This is a genomic window from Mesomycoplasma flocculare ATCC 27399, assembly GCF_000815065.1.
Classification (GTDB): domain Bacteria; phylum Bacillota_I; class Bacilli_A; order Mycoplasmatales; family Metamycoplasmataceae; genus Mesomycoplasma; species Mesomycoplasma flocculare.
The window spans coordinates 78,626-93,880 of sequence record NZ_CP007585.1; the positions used below are offsets into that span (position 1 = coordinate 78,626).

A 15,255-nucleotide genomic window follows, 5' to 3' on the forward strand; every position below is an offset into this window, starting at 1 on the left:
AACAAAATTTTTATCCTATGAAAAATTTAGTTGCACTTGTTGGCAAGTCAAATGTTGGAAAATCAACACTTTTTAATCGTATAGTTGGCAAAAAAATTTCAATAACTGATGCAAAACCAGGCGTTACTCGTGACCGAATTTACCAAAATACGCGTTGAAATCAACATGATTTTATTTTAATTGATACTGGTGGTATTCAAATTGAGACTCAAAATTTTCAAGATCTAATCCGAATTCAGGCTCAAATTGCAATTCAGGAAGCTCAAATTTTAATCTGAGTTCTTGATGGGACAAAAGCAATTGATACTGACGATTATTTTGTGCTAAATTTGTTGCGGAAATCACAAAAAACAATTATTTTAGCGGCTAATAAAATGGAAAATAATAAAGACTTTGATATAAGTCTTTATGAGTTAGGTTTTGAGAAAATTTTTCCAATTTCTGCGCTTCATGGTCACGGAATTGGCGATCTTTTAGATAATATAGTTAAAAACTTTACTAAAAATGATGGAAGGAATGACAATTTTTTTAAATTAGCAATAATTGGCCGTCCAAATGCTGGAAAATCAAGTCTTTTAAATAGACTTTTAGGCAAAAATAGGTCAATTATTTCTGATATCCCTGGAACAACAAGAGACTCAATTTCTGGTTTTTGGAAAATAAAATCTGAAATTTTGCAAATAATTGACACTGCCGGGATTAGAAAAAAATCAAAACTGCTAGAATCAATCGATTTTTATGCCCTTTTACGTGCTTTTCGCTCACTTGATGAAGCGGATATAACTTTAATTTTAATTGATACAACCCAAGAATTTCATCATTTTGATCTCAGAATTGCAGGGTTTGCTTTGGAAAGAAATAAACCCATAATTTTGGTAATAAATAAGTGAGACTTGGTTCAAAAAGAGGCAAATACACAGCAAAATTTTCTGAAAAAGATTAAGCATAAATTTAAATTTCTTGACTGAGCACCGGTGGTTTTCATATCGGCAAAAACAGGCGAAAAAATTCAAAAACTGGTCGAAGTTATTTTTCGCATTAAAAATAACCTACAAAAAAAAGTTTCAACAAGTTTGCTTAATCAATTTCTTATGGAAATTCAAATGATTCAACCCCACCCGAATGTTAATGGTAAAAAAGTTCGTTTCAACTTTGCAAACCAAATAAACGGAAAAATTCCTACTTTTGTATTTTTTGTCAACGATAAAAATTTGGTTCATTTTTCTTATCAGCGTTATATTGATAATCAAATGCGGAAATATTTTGATTTTTTTGGCTGCCCAATCAAAATTATTTATAAAAATATTAACAAAAATAGTAAAATAAGGTAAAATTTATAACTAACTTAGATATGAATGGAGTTATCAAAAATGAACAAAAAAGAATTAATTGATCAAATTGCTAACGAAACAGGTTTGCCAACTAAAAATGTTGAACTTGTCTTGAATCAATTTTTCGGGATAACAGCTGAAGTTGTAAAAAAACAAGGGAAATTAGTTATTAACTCTTTTGGAACTTTCCAAGGTGTTTTCAAACCAGCTTCTTCTTCATTTAACCCACTTACAAAAACACAAATTACAGTAAATGCTAAAACAACAATTAGATTTAAACCTTCAAAAGTCCTAAAAGATTTTATTGCCTAAAAAGGTTATAAATGTTTCAAAAAAAACAAAAAAAACCTAACTTTAAATATGAAACTGCAAATCAGGTTGTTTATGGAAATGTAGTTTTTCAGAAACTTAAAGAAATTAAATACGTAAAAAAAATATCACTTTTTATTTTTTTGTTTGTAGTTGTTCTTGGTCTTATTTTGACACTTGTTTTTCTCATTTTTCATTTTGCAGGTAGTGGAAATAATCTTGAACAAATAATTAGCCGCGGTTAAATGGACAATAGAAAAATTAGAAATTTTGCAATAATTGCTCATATTGATCATGGCAAATCAACACTAGCTGATAGAATTCTAGAATTTACAAACACCGTTTCAAAAAGAGATTTAAAAGAACAACATCTTGATTCAATGGATCTTGAAAAAGAGCGAGGAATCACGATCAAACTTAATGCTGTCCAAATTCGCTTTAATTCTTACATTTTTCACTTAATCGACACCCCGGGACATGTGGATTTTACCTACGAGGTTTCTCGGTCGCTGGCAGCTACAGAAGGTGCGCTACTTTTGGTTGATGCAAGTCAAGGAATTCAAGCCCAGACATTAGCAAATGTTTATTTAGCGCTTGAAAATAATCTTGAAATAATTCCAATTATAAATAAAATTGACTTGCCCTCGGCAAATGTTGAAAAAGTTAAAGCAGAAATTGAAAATACAATTGGAATTTCGGCAGAAAATGCTATTTTAATTTCAGCAAAAAATGGTATTGGTATCCAAGAAGTTCTTGATGCAATTGTTAAGTTAATTCCGCCTCCAAAATATTCAGATGAAAAAGATCCTTTAAAAGCTTTAGTTTTTGATTCTTATTTTGATATTTATCGTGGTGTAATAATTTTTATCCGTGTTGTTACAGGACAAATTTGTGTTGCAAATACTTTCAAATTTATGGCCAACAATTTAAAATTTTCTGTAATAGAGTTAGGAATTTCAAACCCAAACCAAGTTAGAAAAACTTGCCTTGCGGCTGGAGAAGTAGGTTGGGTTGCTGCATCAATTCGCAATGCAAAAGATGTTGAAGTAGGTGATACAATAACATTAGTTGAAAATCCAGCTCAAATTCCGCTTCCTGGTTATAAAAAAATGGTTCCTGTTATGTATACAGGTTTTTATCCCGTTGATTCGCAGCAATACAATCTTTTAAAAGATTCTCTTGAAAAAATTTCTCTTTCAGATTCTTCAATAATTTTTGAGCCTGAATCATCAAAAGCGCTTGGTTTTGGTTTTCGAATCGGATTTTTAGGCCTTTTGCATATGGAAATTTTGCAGGAGCGATTAGAACGCGAATTTAATTTAACAATAATCGCGACTGCACCTTCTGTTGAATTTGAAATAAGCAAAACTAATGGCGAAATTCAAAGAATTTCAAATCCAAGTTTGTTTCCCGAGCCAAATTTTATCAGCGAAATTAGAGAACCTTTTATTTTAGCAAAAATTTTTCTACCCGAGGAATTTCTTGGCCTAATAATGAATCTTTGTCAAGAACGTCGTGGGATTTACGTTGATTTTGAATATATTGACAATTTTCGCCGCCGGCTAATTTACAAGTTGCCTCTAGTTGAAGTGATTTTTGATTTTTTTGACAAATTAAAATCACTATCAAAAGGTTATGCGTCTTTTGAATACGAAATAATTGACTACCAAATATCAAAGTTAGTGAAGTTAGACATTTTACTAAACGGACAGAAAATTGATGCTCTTTCGATGATAGTTCACAAAGATTATGTATATCCAAAAGCGCGCGATTTAACACAAAAGTTAAAAGAAATAATTCCCCGTCATTCTTTTGAAGTGCCAGTTCAGGCTGTCATCGGTTCAAAAGTGATTGCCCGTGAAACAATAAAAGCTTATCGCAAAGATGTTACGGCAAAATTATATGGTGGTGATGTTACAAGGCGGAAAAAATTGCTAGAAAAACAAAAAGCTGGAAAAAAACGGATGAAATCATTCGGAGTTGTTGATGTTCCCCAGGAAGCGTTTCTTGCAATTTTAAAAACAAACATAAACGAAAAATAGTGTATAATTTCTAAATAGGAGAAAAACTGCCATAATTTATTTTATTTTTCTAAATTTTTAAATCATGAATAAAAACAGACAAAATTACCGTTATCAAAATCCACAAAATCGTGCTAATTTTCCTAATCAAGAGCGGAAAAGCCCTAATTTTCCCAGGCGATATCCTGTTTATCACCAAGAACAAGAATACGACCGCGAAGATTTTCAAGAGGAAAATAACTATTATCAAGAAAGAACTTATTACAAACCAAAATATGAAAATTCGCAGCAATTTTACCAAGAGCAATTAATGGAACAAGATTATCATGATAGAATGGAACAAAAATGGATAAATGAAGATTCAAATAATTTTATTTCCAAAGAAGTTCGTAAAATTTTTGGTTTAGAGCTAATTTTTTTGCCTTTAAAAGCTATTTTTTGATTTTTACTGATTATTACAGTTTCAGTTGTTACCCTGCTTTGAACTCAGGAGTTAATTCCGGGATGAACTTATCATAAAAAATATTTGCCTTTAATAATAATTCCTGGAATTATTGCTGCTGTTTTGTTTTTTTTATTTGTAAAGACACTTTTAGATTATAAGGCAGTTAAAAAATCTGTTGATTATTTCCGTTCGCAACTTAGAAATAATAACAATCGTCTTGAAATGCCGCCAATGATTCCATGGCTTGTGAAAAAAGTGAACCAAAAAGAGGTGAATGCAATTTGACTTTGCGTTTTCAGTTTGTTTGCAACAATAATGATGGGAATAAACTATTGAATACTGTTAAAATATTTTCCTGAAAAAAACATTCAAAATTCAATCGAATATATCACATCAATGTCAATAAATGCGGTTTTATTTATCATTATGTTGGTTTATGATTTGATGCTTCGTCGTCGTTTGTCTAATATTGAAGCAATTTTTGGCCATATTTATCATAAAAGCGTCGATGTTGCTAGAATCCGTTTTCGTCGCCATTTAATTTGAGCTTTTTTTACAGTAATAATTTTTCTTATTTTGCGCAGAATCGGAAAGAAAAGAAATTTAATTTAGGCTAATACACCTTTTATTTTTTATTCCAAATAAATAAAAAATCTTTACAAATCTTTTATTGTAAGTTTTTTTCTAACTTAAAATAAAAGAAAAGCGCATTAATTACAGCGCTTTTTATAGAAAAAGAAAAAAATCGATAAACTGTTTACTTTTAAAGCGCTAAGCCAAGTCATTTAAAATTTAAGTTTAAATACATTTTTTATTAAAAAAACAAAAATGTAAAAATTAGGTTGCCTTTTTAATTTTTACTAACAAAGTAGAACAAACAAAAAAAGAAGAACAATAAATAAAAAAATTTATTTTATTAGCTGTTCTTCTTTTTTTGGTAATTTTTCTGTAGAAATGTTTAATCTTCGTCTTTAATAGCTCTTTGTTTTACAATTACATCAGAAATATTTTTAGGGACTATTTCGTAATGATCAAATTGCATTTGGTAGGTCCCTCGCCCTGAAGTCATCGAACGTAATTGTGTTGAATATCCAAACATTTCGGCAAGCGGCACGTGCCCGCGGATGACATTTGCCCCATCAGACCGAGTTTCTTGTTCACGAACAAGTCCACGACGGCGAGATAAATCGCCCATTATATCACCAGAATATTCTGCTGGTGCAAAGACCGAAACATCCATAATTGGTTCTAAAAGTACTGTTCCAACAGCATCGCGGGCACGAGAAAGTGCTTTGGATGACGCGATTTTAAATGCCATTTCTGAAGAATCGACTTCGTGAAATGATCCATCAAACAAAGTTGCTCGTAAATTAATTAAAGGATAACCTGCAAGAATTCCGGCTTGCATTTTTTCTTCAAGCCCTTTTTGAATTGATTTAATATATTCTTTGGGAATTTTACCGCCAACAATTTTGTCAATAAATTCAAAACCTTCTTCAGGATTAGGCTCAAATTTAATTCAAACATGCCCATATTGACCGCGTCCACCAGATTGCTTAATATATTTTCCTTCAACTTCAGCTGATTTTGTAATTGTTTCACGGTAAGAAACTTGCGGTTTCCCGACTCGCGCTTGAACATTAAACTCTCTTTTTAGGCGGTCGACGATAATATCAAGGTGCAATTCACCCATTCCAGCAATAATTGTTTGACCAGTTTCAATATCGGTTCAAGTTTTAAAAGTTGGGTCTTCGTTTGCTAATTTTTGCAATGCAGTTGCTAATTTTTCAACTTCAGCCTTCGAAAATGGTTCAAGGGATTGGGAAATAACAGGTTCGGGAAAATTCATTCTTTCAAGCACAAAAGTTTTTGAATTCTCAGAAATTAAAGAATCACCAGTTGTTGTATCTTTTAGACCAACAAATGCGCCAATATCACCAGTTCTGACCTCGTCAATTTCTTCACGTGAATTAGCATGCATTGCAAGAATCCGTCCCACACGTTCTTTTTTGCCTTTAGTAGAATTAATTATGTAAGTTCCTTTATTCAAAACTCCTGAATAAACCCGGAAAAATGTGAGCGAACCAACAAAAGGATCGTTCATAATTTTAAATGCAAGGGCGGAAAATTCTTGGTTATCACTTGCTTCAATTGTGATTTCTTCATCATCACGAAATGCCTTAACTGGTGGAACATCAAGCGGGGAAGGCAAATAATCAATAACAGCATCGATCATTTTTTTTACCCCTTTATTTTTAAAAGAAGAACCGCAAACTACGGGGAAAAAATTACCAGTAATTGTTGCTTTCCGAATTGCTGCTTTTAATTGTTCTGGTGAAATTTCTTTTTCTTCTAATAAGTCATTAAAAAGATTCTCATCATAATCAGCAACAGCTTCGGCTAGCGAAAATCGCATTTTTTCCGCTTTTTCTTTTAATTCTTGAGGAATTGGAATTTCGTATTCGATTTCTTCTTTTTGGCCATCATAATTATAAGCTTTCATTTCAACAAGGTCAATAACCCCGTTAAAATCAGCTTCAGCACCAATATTTAGCTGAATCGCAACAGCATTTCCGTTTAATTTGGTTTTTACAGATTCAATTGAAGCTTCAAAATTAGCGCCTGCTTTGTCCATTTTATTAACATATACAATCCGCGGAACACGGTAATTTGTAGCTTGTCTTCAAACAGTCTCTGTTTGTGGTTCAACACCAGATTGGGCATCTAAAACTGCGACCGCGCCGTCTAAAACTCTTAAAGAACGTTCAACTTCAACTGTAAAATCAACATGGCCTGGAGTATCAATTATATTAATTCTTTTTCCTTTTCAAAAGGCAGTTGTTGCAGCTGAGGTAATCGTGATTCCGCGTTCTTTTTCCTGTTCCATCCAATCCATTTGACTAACTCCATCGTGAGTTTCGCCGATTTTATGGATTTTTCCTGTGTGAAAAAGAATTCTTTCGGTTGTTGTTGTCTTACCGGCATCAATATGGGCCATAATTCCAATATTGCGATAATCTTTTAGGTCAAATTTTCGTGCCATAATTACAAATTCCTACCATTTAAAGTGGGCAAAAGCGCGATTAGCTTCAGCCATTCTGTGGGTATCTTCTTTTTTCTTGAAAGCGCCGCCGGTTTTATTATAAGCATCGATTATTTCGTTTGCTAAACGCACAACCATTGTTTTTTCATTACGTTTACGAGCAAAAAGAATTAATCAACGAAGCGCAAGAGTTTGTTGACGTTTCAAGCGCACTTCTACCGGAACTTGATAGTTAGTTCCGCCGATTCGGCGTGAACGCACTTCGGTAAGTGGAGTTACATTTTTAACAGCTTGTTCAAAAACTTCAAGTGCATCCTTTTGTGTTTTTTCATGTACTAATTTAAACGATGAATAAAGAATGTTTTGTGCTGTAGTTTTTTTTCCTTCTAACATTGTGCAATTAATTGCTTTTGTGATTAATTTAGAATTAAAAACCGGATCAGAAACAACATGACGAACCGGAGCTTGTTTTTTTCGTGACATTTTATTCTCCTTTTTAAAATGTGTCGTATTTTATAGTGTTTTTTTATTTTTTATTAGCTGCTTTAGGTTTTTTAGCGCCATATTTTGAACGGCCTTGCGCTCTTTTGGCAACGCCTGTTGTATCTTGGGTCCCACGAACAATGTGGTAACGAATTCCAGGTAAATCCTTAACTTTTCCACCACGAATTAGCACAATTGAGTGCTCTTGTAAATTATGACCTTCTCCTGGAATATAAGCATTAACTTCAATTCCATTTGAAAGTTTTACTCTTGCAAATTTTCGAAGTGCAGAGTTAGGCTTTTTAGGCGTCATTGTCGCAACTCTTGTACAAACCCCGCGTTTAAATGGCGAACTTAATTTTAACTCCTTTTTATGGAGTGAGTTATAAAGCATATTTAGAGCAGGTACTTTTGATTTTCAAGTTTTTTTAACGCGACATCCTTTAGATAATTGTGATATTGTTGGCATTTTTTCCTTTAATTTATTATATTTTTTTATTAAGCTAACAACGGTATCAGTGATATAGAAGTTTTTGTTGAATTAAAATTTGTTGAATTAAAAATTATAAAGATATTTTAACATTTTTTTAATTAAACCAAGTTAATTTTCAATTTTTGTTTCTATTAATTCATGCGCAAGTTCATCTAGGTTAGTTTTTCTTTTATGAAGTTGAATTTTTTTATCGTGGTAAAATTCAATTTTTTCCGTTGTTTTTTTATACATGTTTTCAAAAACAAAAAATGATGAAAGCGAGGTTACAAAAGTAATAATTGCGTTAATAAAAGCGATTGCAACAAATAATTTAACAGCAGTCGGATTCGGGTTTTTGGTAATTGCGTAGGCTGATAAAATTCCGTTAAAGGCTGATATTAGAATTAAAGCAATACTGCAAAATAAAAAAATACCTTTTGAAATTCGTGCTTTTGCTGTTAATTTTATAATATCAAGTTCAATTTTGGCTTTTAATTTTTCCTTATTCATCATTATTTTGCATTCCTTTATGGTTTTCTGTTTTATTTTTCAGCGCATTTAGGATGCCTAAATGTTTAGCAATTGAATTAAATAATTCAAGTTGTAAGTTTTTACAATTTAAATATTTACCTGATTTTGTTTCGAATAAAATCATTTCAATTTTTAAAAAGTCATTAATTTCCTGGTTGCGAATTCATCGTGGTTTTACTAAAAAAAGTGCAAAAATTCCGTTAATAATTGAAATTGAGAGGTTAATTCATAAAACAAAAATTGGTCATTGGTCAACTTTTGTTCCGTTTTCGTCTAAAGAGATAAAAAAATTAGCAAATGGTTCAAATTCTGGCAATTTTGGTGAAGCTAATTTAAAAACTCCCATTAATGTGGATAAAAATCCAAAAAATATGCTAAAAAGTGAGACTATTCAGAATAGAAATTGAAAAATTTTTGCTTTAAAAAGAGTTTTTCGGTATAAAAATTTAGCGAATTCATATGCATTTGTTTCAAGGCGAACGTTTTTTACAATCATTTTTTGCCCCCAAAAACAATTTTTTTTAAAATTTTCAATTTGGAAATTTCTTTTTTTTGAAAATAAAAATCAGAAATCTTTTCGTAGTCATTTTCAAATTCTTCAAAACTATATTCTTGATTGTTATCAATCTGGAAAAATATATAACTAAGTTCTCGTTGGGCCTTTTTATAATCCTTAAATTTCATAATTTCGCGATAAACGGCAAGAAATAAGTTAATAAAAAAAGTAAGGCAAATAAAACTAGCCAGAACAATTGTTAATCCAAGGTCGCCAAAAATTGATTTATCTAGTGATTTAATCAATCGATAGCGATTAATTTCGATTATAATTACCGCAATCGCTAATGATACTACAATTATGTTTGAAAAAAAAATGATTCATTTAACTGTATTCGCTCCATAGTAAGCAATTTTTTGTTTTCTTTTTAGTTCTGATTCCTTATTTTCAATGAACTTAGTTAGTCGTTCTATGGTTTCGTTTTGTGACATTTTTTGCTTTCTTATTTCCAAATTTTATGAATACATTTAGAAATTATTACAGATTTTTAAATATAGGTGCTTTAATTTAATTGATTAAAATTAACGTTTTATCACAAATTTTATCATTATATCTTAAATTATTTGCTTAGTTTCATAAAAATATTCGATAATTTTTTTAAGCAAATGGAATTGTATCATAAATTAAATAAAATCCTTTTTTCTAGAAATTTTTTCATGGTTATATTATAAAATGTTCAAAGTATAATTTTTTATAAAAAATATTACAATTATTCAAAAATAAATTTTTTAGTGAATTAAAAACACAAACCCATAAAAAACCGCTGAATTTATAGAATTTTTTTGGTATTTGTTAAATTTATAAAAAAATTATGTATAAATTTTATTTTTGAAAATTTAAAAAATATGCTTTCCAAAGTTTATTTTTTTAATCATTAAAATTAGAAAAAGCTGATTTATTAAAAAAATTTATTTTTCCTTTCAATTAGCATAATTAAAATGGTAAAATTTTAGCTTATTGATAAAGTTAATTGAATTTAGGGAAGAAAAATGTCTGAAGAAAACAAGAAAAACTCGTTATCTGAGCGTCAGTTTGTTATTTATGGGCTTAATTATGTCGTTGGGTTTGGATTTATTGCTACAATTTCACATGTAATTAGCCAAGGCGTTTGGGGAGTTTTGGTTTTTATTCTAACTTCATTAATTACTTTAGCGGTGATTTTTGCTTATGCAAGAGCAGGTCAAAAATACCAAAATGAAGTTGGTGGTTCGTATGCCTATGCAAAAAAAACCTTTAAAAATTGGCTAGTTTTTTTCCAAGGCTGAAACCAAGTAAGTCAAATTATGCTTTTTTCAGCAACAACACCGCTATTTTTTTCAAATTTATTAACTTCTTTTGATTCTGAACGAAAATGAGTTTATGTTGTAATTTCGCTAGTAGTTTATATAGGGCTGATTTTAACGGGTGCTTTTGGATTTCGCTTGTCCAAATGGGTTGTTTTTTTAACAGCAATTTTTAAATGACTAACGTTAATAATTGGTTTTGGTTTAATTATCTACTTAATTAGCAGTTCAAAAAGCTATGGCGAGACTTTTCAAAGCGTTGCTCCGTTCAGCATTTTAACTTTTTCTGGGAGTGTTTTATCATTTATTTATTCTTATGGTGGTTTTGAATCACTAGCAACTATTTCGAAAAATGTTGAAACAAAAAGATTTAAAAAAGTTATGATTTTAATCTTTTTGATTGTAATCTCAAGTTATTTCCTTTTTTATATTATATTTTTAGGACTGGGTAAGCAATATATATCTGATTTTGGACTTGAAAGTGTTTATAAAGTACTTTGAGGTTCGGCTGGAGCATCACTTTTTACGATTGGGCTTGCATTTAACAGAATGTCAGGGGCAATTTCATATGTCCAACCAAATGCAAGATTTATTTCACCTCTTGCTGAAGACGGGTTTTTACCTGCTTGTCTTGCCAAAAAAAACAAATATAACGAATATCAAAATGCAATTTATTTGTCAGTTTTTATTGCGATTTTCTCAAGTTTAGTTTTCACGATTATACCAGAAATTTTGGGAATAAAAAATTCGTTTAACACAATTTTAAAAGCAGGAAATATTTCATTTTTAGTGAATTATTTACTTTGTATTTTTACAGTTTTGGTATGAAAATGGCGAAACAATGAAGATATTCCCCTTTGAGAAACAATAATTTATATTTTAGGAATGATCACAATTTTATTCACACTTATTTTTTCACAACTACCTTTTATTGGTTCAGAAAAAGTGTATTTTGAGCAATTTGTTCCTTTAATTAGTTATGTTTTCACAATTTTAGTTGGCTATTTTGTAAAGTTTATTGTAAAAAAATTAGAAAAACAAAAAAAACCAAAGAAAAATTCCTAACTTTTTCTAATTTAAAATTTTGAAATAATTAATGTTCTAAATTTGAAATTTAGACACAAAAAATTATTTTTTTGTTTATTTTTTTAATTTCTTATATTCTTATATTAAAAAAATATAGTATAATTTGTTTTATGAATTTTTCTTTTATATCTAAAGCAAAATAGGAGATCTGGTTTATGAAAATAATATCAATCGGCACAAACCATGCTGGAACCTCATTTTTAAGAACATTAAAAACTATTTTTCCACAGGCAGAACTTGTGTCTTATGATAGAAATACTGACATTTCATTTTTAGGTTGCGGAATTGCGCTTTGAGTTTCAGATGAATTTAGCAATCCATCTGGGCTTTTTTATTCAAGTCCTGAGCAATTAAAAGGAATGGGAATTAATGTCAATTTACAACATGATGTCCTTGAAATTGATCGCAAAAATAAAACAATTACTGTTAAAAATTTAGTTAGTGGAAAAATTTTTAAAGATAGTTATGACAAGCTAGTTTTTGCAGGTGGAACCTGGCCAATAATTCCGCCTTTTGAAGGAGTAAATCTTGAAAATATTTTGGTTTCAAAAACTTTTACTCATGCAAAAGCAATTAAAGAAAAGGCTATTGACCCTTCAATTAAAAATGTGATTATAATTGGTGGCGGTTATATCGGGATTGAATTACTTGAAGCTTTTCATAAATATGGCAAGAAAACTACGCTAATTGATATGCAAGACCGCATTATTCCTAACTATTTTGATTACGAATTTACCAGAAAAATGGAAGAAAAAATTCGTGCCGAAGGAATAAATCTTCAGTTTGGGCAAAAAGTTACGCGTTTTATTGCCGATGAAAGTGGTAAAAAAGTTGCTTTTGTTGAAACCGATAAAGGGGAATATGCAGCCGATCTTGTAATTTTAGCGATTGGGTTTTTGCCTAATACAAAAATTTTAACTGATGTTGAAAAATTACCAAATGGCGCAATTAAAGTTGATGAATTTCAACGTTCTCTTAGCGATGAAAATCTTTATGCAATCGGCGATTCTGCGGCAATGTTTCATAATGTAACACAAAAATATGCGCATATTGCGCTAGCAACAAATGCTGTAAAATCAGGAATTGTTGCTGCTTTCCACATTGCAGGCCGTAATGATATTCCTTTTCCAGGTTATGTTGGAACAAATGCAATTTCTGTTTTTGGTTTTAATTATGCCTCAACAGGTTATTGCGAAAGAGGTTGCTCGTTAATAGGAATTGAAGATATAGCCACTGAATATCTTGAAGATTGAGATCGCCCTGAATTTATGCAAGAAAAGTCAAAAGTTTGGATTAAAATTACCTATCAAAAATCAACTTTAAAACTAGTTGGAGCGCAAATCGGTTCATATGGTAAACGTTTCAATCACACTGAGGTGATTTATTTCCTTTCACTTGCAATTCAAAAAGGCTTAAAATTACCTGAAATTGCCCTTTCTGATTTTTACTTTCTTCCACATTTTAACAAACCATTTAATTTCGTAATTCAAGTGATTTTAAATGCGTTAGGTCTTAGTTATAATAAATAAAAATAAATAAAACGGTATTATTTTTATTAATGTTTTTTTAGCATCTTAAAAGCTAAAAAAGTCTAGTGAAACTATGAAAGAAACATTTTTTGGAATTCAGGCTCTGGCTTAATTGAAAAGGTTTTGCTAATCAAGGTTTCAATTTTTTTAAGATCAATTGTATTTGAAGAATATAGGCTGAGAATTAGTTGGTCTTCTTGGATATAAGTTCCATTTTCGACTTCAAGGCAAATTCCTGCTTCATAGTCAATTTTTTGGTTTAATTTTGTTCGACCGCCACCTAAAATAGCGACAATCTTTCCAAAAATTAAAGCATTTTCTCATTTAATATAGCCACTTTGTGGTGCAAAAATTTGTTCTTTATATGCCGGAATTCAAAAATTAGATGATTGAATTGTTGTTAAATTTCCACCTTGAGCAGCTACCATTTTTAAAAAAATTTCGCTTGGTTTACCTGATTCGATAATGTTAGCAACTTTTTGGCGCGCTTTTTCAATTTTGATTTTTTCAATTTCGGATAAAGTTTGCGCGACTAATTCATTTGCAAATTCGCTAAGTTGGGATTGGCTTCCTTGAAGAATTGAAAGGGATTCGATAATTTCGTTTTTATTGCCAACCATTTTTCCAAGTGGCGCTTCCATGTTGGTAATTTTTACGATTGTTTTTTTGCCAAACTTTTTTCCTAACATTTTAATTTTATTTGCTAATTTTTTTGCTTTGGAAAGATCATTCATAAAAGCACCGCTTCCACATTTTACATCAATTACAATAATGTCAGCGCCTGTTGCAATTTTTTTGGACATAATTGAACTTGCAATTAATGGAATTGATGAAACTGTTCCTGTAACATCACGTAATGCATAGATTTTTTTATCTGCGGGGACAAGAGCCTTTGACTGAGCGGTAATTGCAAGCCCAATTTTTTGAACTTGTTCTAAAAAACTAGCTTCTGTTAGTTGAGTACGAAAACCGGGAATTGATTCTAATTTATCAATTGTACCCCCGGTAAATCCAAGCCCGCGTCCGGACATTTTTGCTACTTTATAACCAAGTGCGGCAAAAATTGGCCCAATAATTAGAGAGATTTTATCGCCTACTCCGCCAGTTGAGTGTTTGTCGATTTTAGTTCCGCTGATTTTTGAAAGGTTAATTGTTTTTCCTGATGCAATAATTTCGCGAGTGAAATAAAAAAGCTCTTCATCGTCAAGTCCGTTAATCAAAATTGCCATTAAAAAAGCTGAAAATTGATAATCACTGATAAGCCCGCTTTGAAAACCGTTGATCATAAAGCTGATTTCTTCTTCATTTAGTCGTTGTTTTTGCGCTTTTTTTTCAATTATTTCAAATAAATTCATATTAAATTGCTCCTAGGGCAACTTCGAACATTTCTATAAATTTTTCCTGTCTTTCAAGGTGGTCAAGTTCTGATTTTGTAATTAGATTATCGGAAATAGTTAAGATTGAAGCTGCTTTTTTTTGTAAATGTTTTGCGATTGTAAAAAGCGCAAAGGATTCCATCTCAACTGCCTTGGCTTTTGATAAAGAAATTGTTTTTTCTAAATCACGACTTGCATAAAAAACATCGGTTGAATGAATTCTTATATAAGTCGGATTTAGTTTTAATTTCGTTGCACTATGAAATAAATTTGCAACTAATCCAAGATCAGGGTAAGATAAATGTGACTGTTTTCCGCTAATAAGCGCAGGAAAAGAACAAGAATCGGATCATGCTGATTTTGTAATTACTAGGTTATAAATTTCAAGATTTTTATCATATGATCCAGCTGAGCCAACACGAATTATTTTTTCAACATCATAGAACTTAAATAATTCGTAGGCATAAATGCCAATTGATCCTGATCCCATTCCAGATGAGGCGATAGTTACTTTTTTACCTTTATATTCGCCAGTAAAAATCAAATTATTACGAACTTTTGAGACTAATTTTACATCTTTTAGAAATTTTTTAGCGATAAATTCTGCCCGTAATGGATCGCCAGGCATTAACACAATTGGTGCAATCTCGTTTTTTTTAGCTTCAATATGTGGTGTCATTTTTCTCCTTAGACCGTGATATTGATATTATAATATAAAAATGCATTTTGGTTAGGATTTTACTAAAAAAGCTTTTAAACTTTACTTTTTGAAGTTATAACAGTTAGTAAT

15 protein-coding genes are annotated in these 15,255 nt (G+C 30.7%); 7 read left to right on the plus strand and 8 right to left on the minus strand.

Annotation, left to right across the window (positions count from 1 at the left end; genetic code table 4):
- The first annotated feature begins 17 nt into the window (after positions 1-17).
- The 5 genes from der to MYF_RS00350 all read left to right on the plus strand — a co-directional run bounded on the left by der (position 18) and on the right by MYF_RS00350 (position 4,718).
- Positions 18-1,331: a ribosome biogenesis GTPase Der gene (gene der / locus MYF_RS00330; protein WP_002557923.1), complete on the plus strand. Its 1,314-nt coding sequence runs from the start codon at positions 18-20 to the stop codon at positions 1,329-1,331.
- Between the two features lie 39 nt (positions 1,332-1,370).
- Complete coding sequence (locus MYF_RS00335) at positions 1,371-1,643, plus strand: HU family DNA-binding protein (RefSeq protein ID WP_039387496.1); 273 nt, start codon at positions 1,371-1,373, stop codon at positions 1,641-1,643.
- Positions 1,644-1,654: 11 nt separating this feature from the next.
- On the plus strand, positions 1,655-1,885 hold the full coding sequence (locus MYF_RS00340; RefSeq protein WP_002557925.1) for a hypothetical protein: 231 nt from the start codon (positions 1,655-1,657) through the stop codon (positions 1,883-1,885).
- Positions 1,886-3,682, plus strand: coding sequence for a translation elongation factor 4 (gene lepA / locus MYF_RS00345; protein ID WP_002557926.1), 1,797 nt, complete (start codon positions 1,886-1,888; stop codon positions 3,680-3,682).
- Between the two features lie 64 nt (positions 3,683-3,746).
- Positions 3,747-4,718 (plus strand): MSC_0882 family membrane protein, encoded by a 972-nt coding sequence (locus tag MYF_RS00350; protein ID WP_002557927.1) that lies wholly within the window; start codon positions 3,747-3,749, stop codon positions 4,716-4,718.
- 346 nt (positions 4,719-5,064) lie between these two features.
- Here MYF_RS00350 and fusA read toward each other — a convergent pair whose 3' ends face one another.
- From fusA to MYF_RS00380, 6 genes are all read right to left on the minus strand, one after another.
- Entirely contained in the window at positions 5,065-7,149 is a 2,085-nt protein-coding gene (gene fusA / locus MYF_RS00355; RefSeq protein WP_002557928.1) for an elongation factor G, read from the minus strand.
- 12 nt (positions 7,150-7,161) lie between these two features.
- Positions 7,162-7,632 carry a 30S ribosomal protein S7 gene (gene rpsG, locus MYF_RS00360; protein ID WP_039387498.1) on the minus strand — a complete coding sequence of 157 codons (471 nt, stop codon included), beginning with the start codon at positions 7,630-7,632 and terminating at the stop codon, positions 7,162-7,164.
- Positions 7,633-7,675: 43 nt separating this feature from the next.
- The gene (rpsL, locus tag MYF_RS00365) at positions 7,676-8,101 is read right to left on the minus strand and encodes a 30S ribosomal protein S12 (RefSeq protein ID WP_002557930.1); all 426 of its coding nucleotides are present in this window, start codon (positions 8,099-8,101) and stop codon (positions 7,676-7,678) included.
- Between the two features lie 132 nt (positions 8,102-8,233).
- Complete coding sequence (locus MYF_RS00370) at positions 8,234-8,614, minus strand: DUF4231 domain-containing protein (RefSeq protein WP_039387501.1); 381 nt, start codon at positions 8,612-8,614, stop codon at positions 8,234-8,236.
- The gene (locus tag MYF_RS00375; protein ID WP_039387504.1) at positions 8,607-9,131 is read right to left on the minus strand and encodes a DUF4231 domain-containing protein; all 525 of its coding nucleotides are present in this window, start codon (positions 9,129-9,131) and stop codon (positions 8,607-8,609) included. The genes MYF_RS00370 and MYF_RS00375 overlap by 8 nt, the downstream gene beginning before the upstream one ends.
- On the minus strand, positions 9,122-9,622 hold the full coding sequence (locus tag MYF_RS00380) for a hypothetical protein (RefSeq protein ID WP_002557932.1): 501 nt from the start codon (positions 9,620-9,622) through the stop codon (positions 9,122-9,124). The genes MYF_RS00375 and MYF_RS00380 overlap by 10 nt, the downstream gene beginning before the upstream one ends.
- A gap of 558 nt (positions 9,623-10,180) precedes the next feature.
- Here MYF_RS00380 and MYF_RS00385 point away from each other — a divergent pair.
- Both MYF_RS00385 and MYF_RS00390 read left to right on the plus strand, forming a co-directional pair.
- Positions 10,181-11,539, plus strand: a complete 1,359-nt coding sequence (locus MYF_RS00385; protein WP_002557933.1) for an APC family permease — start codon at positions 10,181-10,183, stop codon at positions 11,537-11,539.
- Between the two features lie 176 nt (positions 11,540-11,715).
- Positions 11,716-13,089, plus strand: coding sequence for an FAD-dependent oxidoreductase (locus MYF_RS00390; RefSeq protein WP_002557934.1), 1,374 nt, complete (start codon positions 11,716-11,718; stop codon positions 13,087-13,089).
- A gap of 71 nt (positions 13,090-13,160) precedes the next feature.
- On the opposite strand, the gene MYF_RS00395 is transcribed toward MYF_RS00390, so the two are convergent.
- Positions 13,161-14,444: a thymidine phosphorylase gene (locus MYF_RS00395; RefSeq protein WP_002557935.1), complete on the minus strand. Its 1,284-nt coding sequence runs from the start codon at positions 14,442-14,444 to the stop codon at positions 13,161-13,163.
- 1 nt (position 14,445) lies between these two features.
- Positions 14,446-15,144: a purine-nucleoside phosphorylase gene (locus tag MYF_RS00400; protein WP_002557936.1), complete on the minus strand. Its 699-nt coding sequence runs from the start codon at positions 15,142-15,144 to the stop codon at positions 14,446-14,448.
- Between the last annotated feature and the right edge of the window lie 111 nt (positions 15,145-15,255).